This window comes from Pseudoalteromonas sp. SR45-1 (genome assembly GCF_014163655.1).
Classification (GTDB): Bacteria; Pseudomonadota; Gammaproteobacteria; order Enterobacterales; family Alteromonadaceae; genus Pseudoalteromonas; species Pseudoalteromonas distincta.
Genome location: NZ_JACJDR010000018.1, coordinates 52475 through 71205, shown reverse-complemented (window position 1 = coordinate 71205; position 18731 = coordinate 52475). Strand labels below are relative to the sequence as shown.

Sequence of the window (18731 nt, the reverse complement as noted above, 5' to 3'; positions counted from 1 at the left end):
AATGAAAAAACAACTACTCTCACTATTGGTTTTATTAAGCGCACCGACTTTTGCTGCGCAAACAGAGTTTAATACTCAAGCGTTACAAGCATGTAGCTTTATCGAAAACGATTTTAACCGCTTACTTTGTTACGATAATACCATCGCGGGTAAGTCACTGGTTAAGCCATCTGTAACAAAAACGCTCACACCACCAACAGCTAATAATGTGCCTCAGGCAGTAGCCACAACACCAACAGAAGTAAAAACAACAGCTGATGAATTTGGGTTAGAGTACAAAAAATCACAGACAGAAAAAGACGCTGAAATTAAAGCGATGGTTGCTTCAGTTGAAGAAGCTGCTTACGGCGAGTTAATTATTTCGCTAGATAACGGTCAACAATGGCGTCAAATTGGCTCTGACAGCATGCGCTTGAAAAAGAACGATACGATTGTAATTAGCCGTGGTGTTTTTAACTCATTTTTACTTAAAATTGACGGTGAAAACCGCTCTATTCGCGTTAAACGTACTAAATAATGTCATATACGTTAATTGATGCTGGAGTTAACTTAACTAATCATCAATTTGATGAGCAGCATCACGATGTAATTACCCGTGCCAATGAAGCGGGTGTTACAAATATGCTTATTATTGGTTGTGATATTGCAAGCAGTCAGCAATCACTTGAACTTGCAACAAAGCATCTTCAATATTCTACGGCGGGTATCCACCCACATGATGCAAAATCAGCCACTAATGAACTAGAAGCACAACTAACTGTACTTGCAAATAGTAAGCATGTTATCGCTATTGGTGAGTGCGGCCTTGATTATAACCGCGACTTTTCGCCTCGCGATGTACAGCGTAGTATTTTTAGGCGCCAATTAGCACTTGCTGAAAAATTAGATTTACCTGTTTACTTACATGAACGTGATGCAAGTGACGACATGTTAAGTATATTAAAAGAGTTTAATATTCGCGGTGTACTCCACTGCTTTACGGGTAACTCAGCAGCTCTAAAGCAATATTTAGATTTAGGTCTATATATTGGTATAACGGGTTGGGTATGTGATGAAAGGCGTGGAAAAGATTTACAACAGCTAGTGCCTAGCATTCCTCTAGATCGATTATTAATAGAAACTGATGCACCATTTTTAATTCCACGAACAGTTAAACCAAAACCTAAATCACGTAAAAATGAACCTGCCCTGCTTCCTTATATCTGTCAAACGATTGCACAACTTTATCAAATAGATGAAGAAGTTGTGGCCCGTAAAACTACAGAAAACTTTCACCGTGTTTTTGGTTTAGAAGATCGTTAATGGCCTATGCAAAGGCACTTTTAAGCCTATTAGTATTCCTTTGCACTTTTTGCTCTTTCGCAAACCCAGTAATAATAAAACACGATTTTAACTCTCAAAACATTAATAACCTGTATTACTCTTTTGAACCAACGTCGCTATTAAGTGCACAACAAAGCAGCCATATACAGTGGCAAAAAAACACAGGAAAACCCCTTAATTTAGGACTAGAGCGGCGCCCTGTATGGATAAAATTTAAGATAAAAAACACACTTAGTTATAATACTGAGCAAATATTGTCACTAAATAACCCTTTGCTAAACGACGTTCAAGTATATCAATTACATAACTCGCAATTACTTTCTTATACTCAAATTGGTGATGCCTACCCCTTATATAAGCGCACAATTAAAAGTGAATCTTTATTAGTTAAACTGCTCAGCCCTGCAAATAGCGAAACGCTTATTATAATGAAAGTGGCGAATAGCTCAGGCTTGCGAGTCCCTTTAACATTGTGGCAACCAGAAGCTTATTTGGCACACAAAGGAAAACTCAATTTACTCTATGGCTTATTGATTGGTTTTATATTTTCTTTGGGTGTGAGTTGCATAGTTTTATATGGTTTTTCACGTAAAGGTTATTTTATTTATGCTGGGGTTATATCTCTCACATTAGGTAGTGTATTAGCCTACCTTTGTGGTTTTGGCTTAAGGTACGTTCATCCTAATTTGCCTGCATTACAGCAAGTTATGATCCCTATATTACTTACGCTTATCACTTTAATGTTTTTGCCTTTGCAAAAGCAAGTTTGCCATCCAAGACCCTCACTTCTGCTAGCTATTCAAAAAGTTGTAGTTAACGCTTTAGCCATTTCGTTATTATTTATTTGGCTACTTCCAAACAACATAGTTACATTATTTTGTTTAATCACTACTCCAATCGTTTTAGGCTTTTATATTGTAACTACGTTTATGTGCGTGCGTTTAACGCCTTCTAAACCAAACAAAGCACTATTACTTGTATTGGTTTTTTTCTTGGTGGTAATGCTTTATTTTACTGTTGCAGTAATGGGCCTATACGCCTTTGACAGAAGTACGCTCGCATTTGTATTTGCATGCTTTTTTGGTTGCACTTTTTGCTTATGCTACAGCGTAATGAAGTTATTTATTTTACAACGCGATGAAGAAGTGATTGCCCAACAGACCTTGATTGCTGAAAACACAGCACAAGATACACTACTTAAAGAGCGCTTAAAATTACAAGAAAAAACTCGCCAAGAACTTGAATCTCAGGTGGACGAGCGCACCTTTGAATTACAAGTGACGCTTAGAGAGCTTGAAGAAAAAAACCGCTCACTTGAGTTACTAAATACTGAAGACGCATTGACTGGAATAAAAAACAGACGCTTTTTTGATAAAAAACTGGTAATGGAGCTTCGTCGCTCTCGTCGAGAACAAACGCCGCTTAGCATTGTTATGCTTGATATAGATCGATTTAAAAATATCAACGACACGTACGGCCATATCATTGGCGATCAAGTTATTAAAGCAGTGTCTGACCTTATAAAAGACCATTTAAAACGACCACTCGATGAAGTTGCCCGTTATGGCGGTGAAGAATTTGTTGTGCTATTACCTAATACCCCTAGTGAAGGCGCACAAGACATAGCTGAAAAAATACGAGCTGATATCTCAGTAAGTACAGTAACGGTTGCCAATAATGATATTCAATTTACTATTAGCGCTGGTGTATACACCAGTATTGCTGATGATGTTAGCAACCCTCAAATTTTTACTGAGTGCGCCGACAAAGCACTTTATTACGCAAAGCAGCATGGCCGTAATCAAGTAATCACTTTTCCATTACCACAGTAGGAGCATATTAATATGGCCCAATCAGGATTAGACCTTTTCCCATATACTCGCATGCGCAGAATGCGCCGCAGCGACTTTTCTCGCCGCTTAATGGCTGAAAACCAGCTTAGCGTAAATGATTTAATTTACCCTGTATTTGTACTTGATGGTAAAAATCGCCGCGAGGTAATTGAATCAATGCCTGGTATTGAGCGCCTATCAATTGATTTACTGCTTGTTGAAGCAAAAGAACTCGTTGAGCTTGGCGTACCTGCCGTTGCTATTTTTCCGGTAACGCCTGCGGATAAAAAATCATTATTTGCCGAAGAAGCATATAACGATGATGGCTTAGCGCAACGTACCGTAAGAGCTTTAAAAGAAGCTTTTCCTGAGTTGGGTGTGATTACTGATGTAGCACTTGACCCTTTCACTACGCATGGCCAAGATGGTATTATTGATGATTCAGGTTATGTTATTAATGATGTCACTACTGAAATTTTAGTTAAACAAGCACTTTCCCATGCAGAAGCTGGTGCTGATGTTGTTGCCCCTTCTGATATGATGGATGGTCGTATTGGCGCTATTCGCGAAGCACTTGAAGCTGATGGGTTTATTCATACTCGAATTATGGCCTACTCAGCTAAATACGCATCTAGCTACTATGGCCCATTTAGAGATGCTGTAGGCTCTGCTGGTAACTTAAAAGGTGCTGATAAAAAAACTTACCAAATGGATCCAGCAAACTCTGATGAAGCAATACGTGAAGTCGCATTAGACTTACAAGAAGGCGCTGATATGGTTATGGTAAAGCCCGGTATGCCTTATTTAGATATTGTACGGCGTGTTAAAGACGAATTTGGTGTACCTACTTTCGCATATCAGGTAAGTGGCGAGTATGCAATGCACAAAGCAGCAATTGATAACGGTTGGTTAAGTGAAGAGGCTACAATAATGGAATCTTTACTTGCATTTAAGCGTGCAGGCGCCGATGGAATATTAACCTACTTTGCTAAGCAAGCCGCAAAATATCTAGCTAAAAAGTAATTTTTTATTAAAAGGCGGTTAAACCGCCTTTTATTTACATTCGTTTACATTTTTGTATTATTTTTGTCATATTTATTCTCTAAACTGGTGTCCCATTTTGGGATTAATACACGGGAATAATAAAAAAATGTTTAAAACAAAAATAACACCACTCGCACTTGTTATAGCCAGTCTCAGTGCACCAGCATCCGCTGATCTAATCATTTCAGAATATATAGAGGGAAGCAGTAATAATAAAGCAATCGAGCTTTATAATAATGCTGATACGGAGCTTTCTCTTGAAGGTTATACTTTAGGACTCTATTCAAATGGTAGCAGCTCGATTGGCAACTCGATTGATTTAACCGGAACATTGGCCGCCAATACCACCTACATTATTTCAAACCCCAGTGCAGCAGCTGCAATACTTGATATTGCAGATGAAACCAGCACAGTAACCTACTATAACGGTGATGATGCCCTTGTTTTAACTAAAGACGGTGTAATTGTTGATAGTTTTGGTCAAGTTGGTTTTGATCCGGGTTCAGAGTGGTCTGAAGGGGGTGTAACTACGGTTAACAAAACGCTGCGAAGAAAAGATAGCATTACCACAGGCCGAACTGACTCGACAGCCATTTTTGATCCTAGCGAAGAGTGGGAACAGTTTGATATTGACACCTTTGATGGATTAGGTTCACACACAGGAAACGGCGGTACCGCTCCTGTGCCAGACCCTGAACCAGAACCACTTGAACCACTAGTTTGTGGTGCAGAAAAAACACTAATAAATGCTATTCAAGGTGACGGCTCTGCTAGCCCACTTGTAGGTACATTAGTAGAACTTGAAGGTGTTGTAAGCGCCGATTTTCAAGGTGATGAACAATTAAAAGGCTTTTTTGTTAACTCACTGGCTGCTGATATAGATGCAGACCCACTTACCTCTGAAGGTGTATTTGTATATTTTGCAGATACTGACGTGAATGTAGGCGACCATGTACGTGTACAAGGTACTGTTGAAGAATATTTTGATGCAACACAAATTGGCAGTGTTAGCCAAGTTGCGGTGTGTGGCACTGGTTTAGCTGCAGCAGCTACAAAAATCACTTTACCTTTGGCTAATACAACTGATTTAGAAGCTTTTGAAGGTATGTTAGTCACATTAGAGCAACCATTAGTAGTGACTAATAACTTTGGTCTTGGTCGATATGGTGAAGTTGAATTAGCAACAGAGCGCTTGTACCAAGGTACCCAGGTTGCGTTACCTGGCGATGCTGCTAATGCAGTTGAAACTGAAAATCTACTTAAAAAGATTTTAATAGATGATGGCTCTACAGTACAAAACTTAGACCCAACAGCTTATCCAACTCCAGGCTTATCGGCAGAAAATACATTACGAACTGGCGATACTGTTAATACTGTTACAGGAGCACTTGCTTATAGCTTCGGTCTTTACCGAATTCACCCAACTTTAGCGCCTTCGTTTATTGCAACAAATGCACGTGAAGATGCGCCTGAACTTAATGCTGAAGCAGATTTACGTGTAGCTAGCTTTAACGTACTTAATTACTTCAATGGTGATGGCCAAGGCGGAGGGTTCCCTACATCTCGAGGTGCAGATACTGAAGCTGAATTTATTCGTCAAGAAGCTAAAATTGTAAGTGCCATTAGCGCTATTGAAGCCGATGTTGTTGGTTTAATGGAAATTGAGAATGATGGCTTTGGCGAATTTAGTGCAATTGCTAGCTTAGTAGATGCATTAAATGATGCAGATAGTGCTAACAACTATGCATTTGTTGATTTTAACGTAGATCAAATTGGTACCGATGCAATTACTACCGCACTTATCTATCGTGCTAACAAAGTAGAAGAAGTAGGCACTGCTGCCATTACAACTGAGGCTCCATTTGATTTTAGTAACCGTGCTCCAATTGCACAAAGCTTTAAATCAATAGAAACTGATGAAGTATTTACTGTTGCTGTGTCACATCTTAAATCTAAAAGTTGTGGTAGTGCTTCTGGAAATAATGCAGATTTAGGTGATGGCCAAGGCTGTTGGAATGAAATACGCACGCAAGGTGCTAATGCATTCGCAGATTGGCTTGATAGCAAACCAACCGGTGTTGATGACGAAGATACTATTTTAGTCGGCGATATGAATGCTTACGCAATGGAAGATCCAATACGTGCATTTGCTGATAAAGGCTACAAAAATGTAGTTGCTGAAATTGATGGTGATACACTTGGTTATTCTTATAGCTTTTCTGGTCGTGCAGGAAGTTTAGACCATGCAGTAGTTACACAATCATTACTTAGCAAAGTTGTCGCTGCAACAGATTGGCATATCAACGCAGATGAACCTATTTCACTTGATTACAATGTAGAGTTTAAAAGCGAAGGTCAACAATCTAGCTTGTACTCTGAAAGTGCATACCGTGCATCAGACCATGACCCTGTGATCATTGATATTAAATCTGAAATTACTTTAACGCCTGAAGAGCAGACACCTGTAATTGCAGCTGATCAAGTTTTTGCAATCGATGAAAACAGCCCAATTGGTACAATTATCGGCACGCTCGATTTTAGTGATCCAAATGCCGATGAATCACCAGTTGTTAAATTTATTACATCTGATAATGACAGCGTTTCTATTAACAATGAGGGGCAGTTAATTGTTGCTGGAGAGATTGATTACGAATTCGAAAATCGTATTACTTTAACAGTACAAGCTCAAGATAGTGCTGGTAACTTATCAAACATTGAAAAAGTAGCCGTTAAGGTAAATAACTTACGCTCAGATGATGATAATGATGCAGGTTCATTACTATGGTTATCACTTCTTTTAGCACCACTATCAATAGTGCGTCGATTTAAAAAGAAATAATTAAGTAAAATCTAAACATATAAAAAGCCGCTTTTGCGGCTTTTTTTATTTTATACAAATGTAATTCAGACAAGCTTCATTAAACTCCCCGTAATATGTTCATACGATTAGTGAGTCTTCTAGTAATTAATCAGTAACAACTACATAAGATTGAGTGAATTTTACACAACAAAAACCTCAGTGAGTTACGTATATTGGTTTTCCTATTGAAAAATATGAACTTTTATAAAGGTTCACATTTTGCTTTAAGTAAATTAGAAGATACTTACAAAACAAATCAATATTTACCCTAAACGTAAAAATAAGTCGTGTTTTTATAAAGGAATGAGAATGAAACAACTAACCCACAACTTGCCTAAATGGCAAAAAAAGTCAGCACCACTACTGGGTCTACTTATTATTTTTTCGACTTGGGGCAATAGCAACCAAGCGATTGCTGCAACTGTTGATGTAGCAATTCCACAAAGTAGCTTATTTGATGTAATTAGCGCTCGCGCTAAAAAGTTAGCAAGCGAAGAATATGTTGCACCTAAAAACATCGAGCTTGAAGCGCTAAATAATATTGATTATCAAGACTACCGTTCAATTCGATTTAAAAAAGACAAAGCGGTGTGGAAAGATGAAGGCCTGTACGAGCTGCAATTATTCCACCCTGGTTTTTTATATAAAACACCCGTAACAATAAATACTGTTGATAGCGACTCTAAACGTAGCCGCTTACCTTTCAGCACCGACTTTTACCAATACGATGGTACTGCTGCACCACTACAAGAAGAAATAGCTAAAAGTGTTGCAGGCACTCAACTAGGCCATGCTGGATTTCGTGTGCATTACCCATTAAATACTAACGAGTATAAAGACGAAGTAATGGTATTTCAGGGAGCATCGTATTTTAGAGTCGTTGGCCCTCAACAAGTTTATGGCTTATCAGCAAGAGGCCTTGCCATTGATACTGCTGAGAATTCGGGTGAAGAATTTCCAATGTTCAAAGAGTTTTGGTTAGTTAAACCAAAGCCAGAGCAAACACAAATCACCATTTTTGCATTATTGGATAGTCCATCTATTTCTGGTGCGTACAAATTTAGCGTCGACCCTACAACTAATATGCTAGTTGATGTTGATATGCAGATTTTTGCGCGTAAAGATATTAAAAAACTAGGTGTAGCACCATTAACGAGTATGTTTTATCACGGCGAAAACAGCACCAAATTTTTTGATGACTATCGCCCTGAAGTTCATGACTCGGATGGCCTATTAACTCAATCTGCTGATGACAAGTGGGTATGGCGTCCTCTTAACAACCCATCACAACTCAGCGTTACTTCATTTTCGTACAATAACCCGAAAGGTTTTGGGTTAGCTCAACGAGACCGGGACTTTAATAACTATCTAGACACAGAAGCACATTACCACGACCGCCCTAGCCTATGGATTGAACCACAAGGTGAGTGGGGAAATGGTCGTGTAGAGCTTGTAGAAATACCGACTGATACAGAAACTAACGACAATATCGTAAGTTACTGGGTACCAGAAAAACCAATGAAGGCCGGAGATTCATTGAAATTAAGCTACAAAATGACGACCTTTAATTCAGTTTTAACTCAGCACGAGAAAGCACGTGTACTACGTACAAGAATTGGTAGCGCCGCTTTACCTGGTGAGGACAACCCACCACCAAAAAGCCACCGCCAATTTACTGTTGATTTTACTGGATCAGAAATAAATCAACTGTCTAAACAGTTAAAACTAGATGCCGACATTCAACTTACAACAGGCGAAGTAACCGACGTGAATGTACAAAAACTTCCGGATTCACGTGGATGGCGTGTAGCCTTTAAAATTGCACCACAGGACGATCAACCCGTTGATATGCGTTTATCGTTAAAACTACGTGACAAAGAAATTAGCGAGGTATGGAGCTATGTTTGGTACCCAAATGACATCAAGTAATAAAGGTAGGGGCACTCCAATGCCATTCAAAACACTAAGAGTATGGCTATTTGCCATTGCGGCACTTGGCACATCTGGCTACGGCATATCGATTATGTTTGAGATTTTAAGCTCAAACGGTATGACACTACTTGAGTATGCCCTTTTAGTATTATTCTCAATCACATTTGCTTGGATTGTAACGGCCTTTTGTAGTGGCACAATCGGCTTTGTACTACAGTTGTTTCGAATTGACCCGCTTACGTTAAAACGTATTAAACCAATTGAGTTCAATAACGAGGCAATTAACGCTCAGAAAACCGCCGTTGTAATGCCTATTTATAACGAAGATACCCACCGTGTTATCGCGGGCTTTGAGGTAAGTCTACAATCGTTAAAAGAAACTGGTCAGCTTGATAATTTTGATTTTTATTTATTAAGCGATACACAAGACCCTCAAATAGTTAAAAACGAGCTAAGTGCATGGCATGCATTGTGCGAACGTTTAGGGGATACAGCAAAGCATGTTTTTTATCGTCGTCGCGAAGATAACAAACACCGCAAAGTAGGTAACCTAACCGACTTTTGTGAGCGCTGGGGAAGTAATTACGACCATATGATTGTGCTTGATGCAGATAGCGTCATGACCGGTAAATGTATGTTAGAACTTACTACAAGCATGCTAAACAACCCACAAGCAGGCCTGATCCAAACGATTCCTATACCTGTTCGTCAAGATACCTTTTTTGGTCGTTTTTTACAGTTTGCATCAGTGCTATATAGCCCAATGCTCGCTACTGGCTCAGCATTTTGGCAAACAGATAAAGCCAACTACTGGGGTCATAATGCAATCATTAGAGTTAAAGCATTTATAACGTGCTGTGGCTTGCCAACACTTAAAGGTAACGCACCTTTTGGCGGTGAGATTTTAAGTCATGATTTTGTAGAAGCATCACTACTTCATAGTGCAGGTTGGGATGTACTATTACTATCAGATATTGAAGGCAGCTACGAAGAAGTACCAAGTAATATCCTAGATTATGCTGTACGCGATAGACGCTGGGTACAGGGTAATATTCAGCACTTAGGTTTACTATCGTCATCTAAATTAAAATTAATGAGTAAGCTGCACTTTCTATTAGGTGCAACAGCCTATATTTCATCACTAATTTGGCTCTCAATGCTAGCGCTAAGTACTATTGATGCAGTAACGCGCGCATTAAATAGTGATGTGTACTTTAACCGTGTTTATCAATTATTTCCTACATGGCAAATAGCTAAAACCGATCTTATTGATTCACTCTTGTATTTAACTATTGTTATTTTATTAATGCCTAAATTAATGGGCGTAATAGTCACCCTAATACATAGAAACAAACGCTTTGGTGGTTCAATTAAGCTCATACTAGGTTCAATCATTGAAACCGTATTTGCTATTATTGTTGCGCCATTAATGATGGTATTTCATGCTTACTTTGTGCTTTGCGTATTTTTAGGTAAAAAAGTGAAGTGGGATGCACAACCGCGCGAAGGTCGTATGGTTCCGTGGAAAGAAGCGTTTGGTTATACGTTATTCTCTACTATTGTGGCTATAGCATGGGGTAGCACAGCCTACTACTTCACACCTGTATTCTTTTGGTGGCTATCACCTATATTATTAGGCTTAGTATTAGGTGCTCCAATTATCCGTTATACCAGTAGTATCAAACTCGGCGTACAACTAAGAAAGTTAGGTATATTTATTTGCCCTAGTGAAGTTGATAACGACTCAACTCTAGAGGCGCTTAAAGTACATCTAAAAGAGATTTCCGTGCCAGAGGAAGGAACTTACCCACAAACAATTCCGGCACTGCCACAAGAGCATATGGTATCAATGCCTATACAATCTTTTAAAAAGCCACGCAGGCTAAAGATGAAAGCGCTAAAAGCTAAGGCTATAAAAAAGTTTAATTAGCGCGTTATAAAATAAAAACAAAAAAGGAGCAATTAATTGCTCCTTTTTTCTATCTAAATTAAAAAATCATGCGCTGCATTTGCCGCTAATATTTTCTACTTTTTTAGCTAACTTATTACAGTACATTTTAGAAGTAGCTGATTACATTTCATCATCAAGTTGCCAGTTATAAAAATGAAAAACCTTACCATTCTCCAGTTCTACTTAAAAATAGTGAAAAGAAAAAACGAGCTAAATGATACAAAAGTGATTTACTCACTATTGATATAACGCTCTGTGCATAGACGTGTATAACAAATCCCTGCTTTGTAACAATATAAATAAATTTCTCTAGTACCTTTTTATTAATTAAAAATATAGGACTAATTAATAATAAAAAGCAGTTATAAAAAACTATAAAAAATAAAACCAAATTATAGGTAATAAAAAACCCGCAACATGTGCGGGTTTTTTAAAGAGTTAAAGAGCTAATTACTTAGCAGCTTTTTTCTCTTTTTCTGCAGCGATTACTGTGTCAGCTACGTTTTGTGGACATGGTGCGTAGTGTGAGAACTCCATAGAGAACTGACCACGACCAGATGTCATTGTACGTAGTGAACCAATGTAACCGAACATTTCTGATAACGGAACGTCAGCTTTAATGCGAACGCCAGTTAAACCAGCTTCTTGGTCGCTTAGCATACCACGACGACGGTTAAGGTCACCGATTACATCACCAACGTGATCTTCTGGAGTGAACACGTCAACTTTCATGATTGGCTCAAGAAGTTGTGCGCCCGCTTTAGGGATCGATTGGCGGAAAGCACCTTTAGCAGCGATTTCGAACGCGATTGCTGATGAATCCACGGCATGGAAACCACCGTCAAAAAGTTCAACTTCAACGTCTAATACTGGGAAGCCAGCTAGAACACCTTCGCCCATCATTGACTTAAAGCCTTTCTCAACTGCAGGCCAGAATTCTTTAGGTACGTTACCACCAACAACTGATGATTTAAACGTGAAGCCTGAAGCAACTTCGCCTGGCTTGATGCGGTAGTCGATTTTACCGAACTGACCAGAACCACCAGATTGTTTCTTATGCGTGTAGCTATCTTCGATTTCACGAGTGATAGTTTCACGGTAAGCAACCTGTGGTTGACCAACGATAAGGTCTACACCGTAAGTACGCTTAAGGATATCAACTTTGATATCTAAGTGAAGCTCACCCATACCTTTAAGGATAGTTTCGCCTGAATCTTCATCAGTCTCAACTTGGAAAGATGGATCTTCTGCAACCATTTTACCGATAGCAACACCCATTTTCTCATTACCGCCTTTATCTTTAGGCTGTACAGCAATCGAGATTACTGGAGTTGGGAATACCATTGGCTCAAGTGTTACTGGGTGCTTAGGATCACATAGAGTGTGACCAGTTTGCACATTTTTCATGCCTACGATAGCAATGATGTCACCAGCTTGTGCGCTAGTTAATTCGTTACGGTCATCTGCTTGCATCTCAACCATACGGCCAACACGCTCAGTTTTACCAGTAAACGCATTAAGGATAGTGTCACCCTTATTAAGCTTACCTGAGTAGATACGTACGAAAGTTAATGCACCAAAACGGTCATCCATTATCTTAAATGCTAGCGCCTTGAAAGGTTCGTCAGCAGATACGATTGCGAATTCGCCATTTTCGTTACCTTCTTCATCCATAAGAGGTTGAGGATCAACTTCTGTTGGAGCAGGTAAGTAGTCAACAACAGCATCAAGGATTAGTTGCATGCCTTTGTTTTTGAAAGCAGAACCACAGAACGTAGGGAAGAAAGCAAGGTCACGAGTACCTTTACGGATACAACGCTTGATATCTTCGATAGAAGGTACTTCACCTTCCATGTACGCTTCCATAAGGTCATCGTCTTGCTCTACAGCAGTTTCGATAAGCATTTCATGGTATTCATCAGTTTTTTCTACCATGTCTGCAGGAACGTCAGTGATTTCGTAGTTTTCTGGAAGACCAGTGTCATCCCATACGTACGCTTTTTTAGTTAAAACATCTACAACACCAACAAACTCATCTTCGATACCGATTGGTAAAGTCATGATTAGTGGAGTTGCGCCAAGTACTTTACGTACTTGCTCAGTTACACGATAAAAATCAGCACCCATACGGTCTAATTTATTTACAAAGATAATACGTGCAACTTCTGATTCGTTAGCATAGCGCCAGTTAGTTTCTGATTGTGGTTCAACACCACCAGAACCACAGAATACACCAACACCGCCATCTAATACTTTAAGTGAACGGTATACTTCAACTGTGAAGTCAACGTGTCCAGGAGTATCGATAACGTTAAAACGGTGATCTTTCCAGAAACAGCTTACAGCCGCAGACTGGATAGTAATACCGCGCTCAGCTTCTTGTTCCATGAAGTCAGTAGTAGATTCACCATCATGAACCTCACCTGTTTTATGGATTTGACCAGTAAGCTTTAGGATACGCTCAGTAGTCGTGGTTTTACCCGCATCAACGTGCGCGAAAATACCAATGTTTCTGTACTTCGATAAATCTGCCATTAATTTTACTCTTAATAAAGTCGATAAATTATTCGGCAGGAGTATAACATCACTTAATGCGAACATCACCATACAAGCCGCTTAAAATGCAATCAATTCAACATATTTTTTTTATCGTCAGAATCTATTAAATATCAAACATAACAAAAAAAACGCAAGGCATTGAAATTAATGACGTTTAATACTTAAGTTTCAGATACACCAAGTTACTTCGCTATTTTATAGCAACGTTCAGGACGGCCAATACTGCCATAACTTTGATCCGCTGTTAACTTACCAGATTCAAGCAAATACTCTAAGTAACGGCGTGCTGTAGAGCGACTAACACCGACCAAATCGCCCATTTGCTGAGCAGTAAATACAGTGGTTGCGTGCTTTATATAAGCATAGTGTATTTTGCAAAGTAAAATGTGTGCCGAGCAATAAGACAAACAGCAAAGCCATTTTTAGAGATAATTAAATACCTTTATGCTTTCATTGTATTTATAACCCATGCCTATAAATAATAAGCTAAATTGAGCTGAATTTATTCATTATCATAATTATAGATATAAATATGTCGATGGATTCTATTAACATCTCATTGTCAAAAAAGCCTAAATTTGGTACATTATTCCTTCAATAGTATTTATAAAAACAACTATAAGACCCCACAATGAAATGGAACTTCCTTCGACTCAGTGCTTGGCTAATTGCACTTACCTTATTAATCTTCTCTCATAATATTTTTGCACAGCAATATAAAATAGATAAACCAGCTAATTGGGTTAATACACATATAATTGAGCAACCCAAGGATTCCGATATAACCAAAGTACGTGACGGCACACTTTATTTGTTACTCGATAACCAATCCTATATACCGAGCAGGCAAAAACAGCAACGTTATACCCGTTTGGTTATGCAGGCATTGAATCAAAGTGGTGTTGATTATATAAGCCAGCTTAGTCTTGATTTTGATCCAAGTTACGAGTCGTTAACACTAAATAGCTTAACGATTATCAGAAATAATGAGCACATTGATAAGCTTGATAGCGCGAGAATGACGGTTATACAGAGTGAATCTGAGTTAGCTGAGCGTATTTATAATGGTAGCTTATCACTCAATATTATTATTGATGATATGCGCAGTGGCGACATACTCGATTACAGCTACACAGTGACAGGCAGCAACCCTATATATGCTAATAAGTTTAGTACAAGACGCACGCTGAACTGGTCGGTACCCGTAGTGCAACAAAATATGCGTGTACTTTGGGGTAAACAAACACCTCTACATATAAATACAATAAACGGCGCAGCTGATATTCAAGAAACGCTTAATAAATATGGCAAAGATTATTCTATAACTCTTTTTGAAGAACCTTTACTGGAGCAGAATTCTCAAACCCCAACGTGGTACGACCCATATACACAAGTTTACTTTTCTGAGTTTGACGATTGGGGTCAGGTAGTTAACTGGGCATATCCGCTTTATCAATCAGCCATAGAAACCCCAAACAGCATTTTGGATGTAGCTGAAGAAATAAAAGCAAAACACACAAAAACATCAGACAAAATTGCCGCAGCACTGCGCTTTAGCCAAGACGAAGTTCGATATTTAGGGCTTGAAATGGGCACTAACTCGCATCAACCAACGTCAGCTTCAGAAACGCTTTCGCTACGATACGGCGATTGTAAAGATAAAACAGTACTGCTTATCTCGTTATTAAAAGCGATGGATATAGAAGCCTTCCCTGCGCTAGTTGATACAGAGGAAACCAAACGTTTAAAAGAACTTCCACCTTCTGCAAGTGTATTTAATCACGTTATTGTTACGCTTAAACAAAACGGAAAACGCTACTGGCTCGACCCTACGGTTAGCTACCAGCGAGGTACTCTCGAATATTTAGCACAGCCTGATTATGGCTATGCCCTAATTATTGATAAAGGTGAAAGCGCTTTAACTTCAATGGCGCAAAAACCTGTACATACAAATGTATCTGTAGAGGATAACTTTTTTATTGCTGAAAAAGTATCTGAGCCATCACGTTTTGAAACCCAGTACACTTATGCTGAATTTGAAGCAATTAACCGAAGAAGCAATATAGCCAGCAGTGGTCTAAATAGCGTTGCTAAATCTTATTTCGAGTATTACCAAGGCTTTTTAAATGGTCTATCAATCAATGAAGCAATGGCAATTAGTGAGCAAGAAAAAACGGGCAAACTAATAACCAAAGAATCGTATTTAATTAGTGAATTTTGGGAAAAAACAGACGAAGGCTACGAAGCTAGTTTTTATGCGAGTGAAATACAAAATAGCGTTTACGAACCAAAGCAGGTAAATCGTACCGACCCACTTTACTTTGACTACCCCAATATAATTAACACCACAATAAAACTACATTTTGCAGAAAAAGATTGGGGATTTGATAGCGATCAACAAGAAATTGACAACGACTACTTCAATCTAAAAACAACTACTGAATTTAATGATAACGTTTTAACACTGAGCTATAACTATTACGCAAAACAAGATCATATTAAAGCGGATCAAATAGATGATTATTTAGCACAGCGTAAAAAGTTAATATCAGCAACCCATTACTCTATTCTAAAATATGCAAAGGCGAGTGAAACGCCTCAAACAACAGCTGATGTGCTAGACAGCCTTGGTTATAGCTGGCTTAAATATGTGTTGGCTGGCTATATTTTAGTACTCATATTCTTTTTTGCCGATTGGCGATTAGAGTCAGCAAAAAAAGTTAAATTTGAAGATAGTCCATTTTATGCTGTATCTGTAAGTAAGTTTATAATTTACAGTATTTTAAGTTTAGGCATATTTGTTAACTACTGGAGTTATCGTAACTTTAAGGCCATTAAAGAACGCGATAACTCAAGTATTATGCCTATTGCTCGAGGTATATTTGCATTTTTATGGTATTACCCTTTGTATCGCGCACTTGCACAGCACAGCCAACAACAGTTAAACAAAAATAGAGTAATGCCTAACTGGACTGCCTTAACACTCTGGCTAATGGTACTTGCCAGCGCCTTTGCTTATCGTATGGACGAATACGCAACCATAGTGATTTGTATAATGCCATTTTTATGGTTGCCTCTAGTTAGTTACATTGAACAAACCGATACAAGTAAAGAAGCCCTACATTACAACTCGCACTGGCGAATTAGGCAGTATTTAATCTCGCTTGCGTTTGCACCTCTATTATTTTTAGGCGTACTTCAAGAAGTAAATATTTTACCCAATGCTGCAATTATAAAAGGCGATAGTTTATGGCCTTACCAAGTACACTTTTTAAAACGTAATCGCCTAACACCTGAAAACGAAGAAATACTTTATTTTTATAGCGATGCAGTATTTGATTACCGAGAAGACGGTAACGGAATAACCGAGAACTATATTTTTAGTTACTACAAAAACGATGACGGTAAGCTTGAATCAGATCTTAGTCACTTTAAAGACATAGAAAAAATAGAAACCACATACGGTAAAACCAAACTTGATAACACAAGTATTAAAGTAATAAAAACTGACGGTAGTGATTTCTTGCTCATTGTAGGGCGTCTAAACAAGCAGGATAAAGTACTAGTGGAGCAGATTAATTTACGTATAACAGCAAATAAAGTGCGTTAGTGGCTTAAAATATCCAGTTAAGTACGAATATTTTTAGCCATAAATTAAAGGCTGTTGATCTTTAGGGGCTAAGGTTTTACAAGCAATGCTTTTATAATAAAAATCCATATCAAATTATTTAATAAGTATTAAGCATCTATTTTTTATTCTTAATTGTTCAACCAAGGTAAGTATTTTTATTAAATGTCAGTGCTAACTAGTCGATTTATATATGAATAAAAAACAAACTCATCAATAATAAGAATTATTTGCATTTAGGTGTTGACAGATAGTTAGATCTAACTGATAATCAATATCAACAAGACGGATTGCATACCACTTGTTAAGGAATGAATTGATTTGTTTCTCGACCCTGAAACAACGTGTGGCGCACGTAAACAGCTATGGTTACTTGTTATGAACCGCAACGCCCCTTGATGTTGATGATGAGTAACCGCCCTACTATTTTACTTGCTACATTGCTCATATCGGTGACGGTAGATATGAAACTAAAAAAGCCCTTACGGGCTTTTTTTATGTCTGTAATTTAGTTGGTTAAATTAAACTAAATCAATTAACGACGGTTTTTACGTGCGCGTGCTCGGCGTTGTTTTTTCTCTTCTTCTTTAGCTGCCTTTTTAGCTTCTGCTGCAGCGCGTAAACCAGCAACCATTACTTCTTCTTCCTCACGCATTTGCGGAGTTTCCATAGTAATACGGCCAATGATACCGTCGCGTAATTCGTTGATTAGTATTTCAGACATTTTATATGTGTCTATTTGATTGCCACCACGAATACAGCCACGTTTTTTACCCGCCATTTCAACAAATTCCCAATCACTTTGTGGTAATTCATCTATTTTATAACGCGCTTTTAATAACTCAGGGTATGCACGCAATAGGTACTCAGCTGTGTAACTTGCTACTTCTTCATACTCAAGTGCTGTATCACGAATGGCACCGGTGGCGCCTAAGCGATAACCTGAGTTTTCGTTTTCTACTTTTGGCCACAACATACCTGGCGTATCGTAAAGCATAATACCGTCTTCAAGCTTAATGCGTTGTTGCGCTTTAGTAACAGCAGGCTCATTACCTGTTTTTGCAACTATACGCCCAGCCAATACATTAATTAACGTAGATTTACCCACGTTAGGAATACCCATGATCATGGCTTTAATTTGCTTATCTGCTCCCACTTTATGCGGCACTAGCTTTTTACAAAGCTCATTAATACGGTGTACTTCAGCTGCTTTATCATGCCCAAAAGAAATCGCTTTAACACCGTTTTCTTGCTCAAAATAATCTTTCCAGATTTGAGTCATTTTAGGATCAGCTAAATCAGCTTTGTTCAAAATTTTGATGACCGGCTTACCTTCACGCAAGGTTGCCACCATCGGGTTTTCACTACTGTAGGGAATGCGCGCATCAAGCACTTCAATGATCACATCCATTTGTGGCATTATTTCTTTAATTTCATTGCGGGCTTTATTCATGTGCCCAGGGAACCACTGTATTCCTGCTCTACTCATTTGATTTATATGACCTTTAATTAAAGGCCGCAGCCTATTGGTACTAATGTGGGTACTAAAAGTAAGACTATGCTTTTGTACTTTTCGTAATAATAAGTAAGTTTACTACAGAA

10 protein-coding genes and 1 pseudogene are annotated in these 18731 nt (G+C 38.4%); 8 read left to right on the top strand and 3 right to left on the bottom strand.

Translation table 11 applies throughout. The annotated features are described in order from the left end of the window. Window position 1 precedes the first annotated feature (1 nt). The 7 genes from H5089_RS16920 (at window position 2) to mdoH (ending at window position 10921) form a co-directional block, all read left to right on the top strand. Window positions 2-517, top strand: a complete 516-nt coding sequence (locus tag H5089_RS16920) for a hypothetical protein (protein ID WP_004334960.1) — start codon at window positions 2-4, stop codon at window positions 515-517. Then, window positions 517-1302 (top strand): TatD family hydrolase, encoded by a 786-nt coding sequence (locus H5089_RS16915; RefSeq protein WP_182712700.1) that lies wholly within the window; start codon window positions 517-519, stop codon window positions 1300-1302. Before H5089_RS16920 ends, H5089_RS16915 begins: the two co-directional genes overlap by 1 nt. Beyond that, window positions 1302-3155: a diguanylate cyclase gene (locus H5089_RS16910; RefSeq protein WP_182712699.1), complete on the top strand. Its 1854-nt coding sequence runs from the start codon at window positions 1302-1304 to the stop codon at window positions 3153-3155. The genes H5089_RS16915 and H5089_RS16910 overlap by 1 nt, the downstream gene beginning before the upstream one ends. Before the next feature lie 12 nt (window positions 3156-3167). Beyond that, on the top strand, window positions 3168-4178 hold the full coding sequence (hemB, locus tag H5089_RS16905; RefSeq protein ID WP_024597079.1) for a porphobilinogen synthase: 1011 nt from the start codon (window positions 3168-3170) through the stop codon (window positions 4176-4178). A 127-nt stretch (window positions 4179-4305) separates the two neighbouring features. Further along, window positions 4306-7038 carry an ExeM/NucH family extracellular endonuclease gene (locus H5089_RS16900; RefSeq protein ID WP_182712698.1) on the top strand — a complete coding sequence of 911 codons (2733 nt, stop codon included), beginning with the start codon at window positions 4306-4308 and terminating at the stop codon, window positions 7036-7038. A gap of 330 nt (window positions 7039-7368) precedes the next feature. Beyond that, complete coding sequence (locus H5089_RS16895; RefSeq protein WP_182712697.1) at window positions 7369-8988, top strand: glucan biosynthesis protein; 1620 nt, start codon at window positions 7369-7371, stop codon at window positions 8986-8988. Beyond that, window positions 8960-10921, top strand: coding sequence for a glucans biosynthesis glucosyltransferase MdoH (gene mdoH / locus H5089_RS16890; protein WP_182712696.1), 1962 nt, complete (start codon window positions 8960-8962; stop codon window positions 10919-10921). Before H5089_RS16895 ends, mdoH begins: the two co-directional genes overlap by 29 nt. Window positions 10922-11392: 471 nt before the next feature. Here the strand turns inward: mdoH and fusA are convergent, their stop codons facing one another. Both fusA and H5089_RS16880 read right to left on the bottom strand, forming a co-directional pair. After that, entirely contained in the window at window positions 11393-13477 is a 2085-nt protein-coding gene (gene fusA, locus H5089_RS16885) for an elongation factor G (RefSeq protein ID WP_004334977.1), read from the bottom strand. 206 nt (window positions 13478-13683) lie between these two features. Then, a pseudogene (locus tag H5089_RS16880) lies at window positions 13684-13887 on the bottom strand (HTH domain-containing protein); the annotation flags it as partial. A gap of 245 nt (window positions 13888-14132) precedes the next feature. Here H5089_RS16880 and H5089_RS16875 point away from each other — a divergent pair. Next, complete coding sequence (locus tag H5089_RS16875; RefSeq protein ID WP_182712694.1) at window positions 14133-17111, top strand: DUF3857 domain-containing transglutaminase family protein; 2979 nt, start codon at window positions 14133-14135, stop codon at window positions 17109-17111. Between the two features lie 553 nt (window positions 17112-17664). Here the strand turns inward: H5089_RS16875 and ylqF are convergent. After that, the gene (gene ylqF, locus H5089_RS16870; protein ID WP_024595146.1) at window positions 17665-18618 is read right to left on the bottom strand and encodes a ribosome biogenesis GTPase YlqF; all 954 of its coding nucleotides are present in this window, start codon (window positions 18616-18618) and stop codon (window positions 17665-17667) included. Window positions 18619-18731 lie beyond the last annotated feature (113 nt).